1 protein-coding gene is annotated in these 1,474 nt (G+C 76.2%); it reads right to left on the bottom strand.

Annotation, left to right across the window (positions count from 1 at the left end):
- Positions 1-563, bottom strand: a 563-nt coding sequence (locus GA0115240_RS38065) for an ROK family protein (RefSeq protein WP_256069795.1), incomplete at its 3' end; no start/stop codon positions are given.
- Between the last annotated feature and the right edge of the window lie 911 nt (positions 564-1,474).

Genomic DNA, 1,474 nt, shown 5'->3' with positions numbered 1-1,474 from the left:
GGGCGGCCGTCCGGGCCGGTGCGGCCCAGCGTGATCGCGCAGAGCTGGCCGAACTCGCCGGCGTTGGCGCTCACTCCCCGGTAGAGGTCGCCGTTCAGGTAGAGCCCGGAACCGACGCCGGTCCCCAGGTAGAGGTAGGCGAAGTCCCGGGCCCTGCGGTCGCGGCCGATCCACCGCTCGCCGGCCGCCGCGGCCAGCGAGTCCTTCTCGATGATCACCGGGCAGGGGAAGTGGTCCTTCAGCAGGTACAGCAGGGGCAGATCGTTCCAGGCGGTGAGCAGCGGCGGGCCCAGCACCGTACCGGAGGCGATGTCCACCGGCCCCGGCACCGCCACCCCGATGCCGAGGAAGCCGTCCGGGCGCACCGCGTCGCGGGCCTTGTCCAGCGCCTCCCGGCCGAGCGCGACCACCTGCGCCACGAACTCCGCCGGGTCGATGCCGGCGCTCACCGGCCGGGTCCGGGTGCACACGATCGCCCCGTCCAGGTCGATCACCACGGCGGTCAGCACCTCGGGGTCGATGTGCAGGCCGAGGGCGTGCGCGGCGGTGCCGCACAGCCGCACCGGGGGTACGCGGCTTGCCGGAGGTGGCTCTGCGCTGCGACTCCTCGACCAGGACGCCGCGGTCCAGCAGCGACCGGGCGATCCGGGACACCGACTGCTGCGTCAGACCGGTGCGGTGGGCGATCTCGCCGCGGGTGATGGTGCCGGACAGCCGTACCGACTCGATGACCACGCACTCGTTGAACGAGCCCAGGTCGATCNGGTTCACCCCGCTGCTGCTGGGCGCCGGCGGCTCGGCGCGGTGCGGCGCCTTCAGATGCCCGGCGACGCTTCGCGCAGCCAGCGGACCGGGCCGCCCGCCGGGCCAGCGCGGCGATCAGGTCCAGGTACACCCGGCGCGAGGACTCGGGGTGGCTGGTGCTGTCCAGCGCGATCACCGCCCGCAGGAAGCTGCGCCACGTGGCGTTGGCGGGCAGCCGGTGCCCGGTCACCCCGGGGGTGGGCGGCTGTTCGGGCGCGGTGTCCCACAAGGTGATGGCGTGCAGGGCGATGTCCGGGTGGTGCGCGGCGGCCTCGGCGAGGTAGGCGGGCAGGTCCGGCGCGGCCGGCTCGGCGGCGGTACGGACCGCCTCCAGCGCGTCGGCCAGGCCGGTCAGCACGTCCTCGCCGATGACGGTCGCCACGGCCGCCGCGGGCGGTGCGGGCACCGGACGGGTGCCGGCCAGCAGCACGGCCCGGCGGCCGTCGGCGTACAGGCCCATCACCCAGACGTCGGCGCCGGGCAGCGGCGGCCGAGTCGGCACGGCGCCTTCCGCGCCGAGGCCCCAGCGGCGGCGGATGGCGGCCACCGTGGCGTGCGACAGGCCCAGTTCGCGGGCGATGGCCCGGCTGGCCGCCGCTGCCGCCGGGGGCGAGCAGGGCCCGGGCGACCTACCTCCGCCTCGTCCACGGTGGCGGGCCGACCCGTCCTC

The sequence above is a fragment of the Streptomyces sp. DvalAA-14 genome (genome assembly GCF_900091855.1).
Lineage (GTDB): Bacteria > Actinomycetota > Actinomycetes > Streptomycetales > Streptomycetaceae > Actinacidiphila.
The sequence above is the reverse complement of the archived record's forward strand: the minus strand, read 5'-3'. Positions and strand labels throughout refer to the sequence as shown.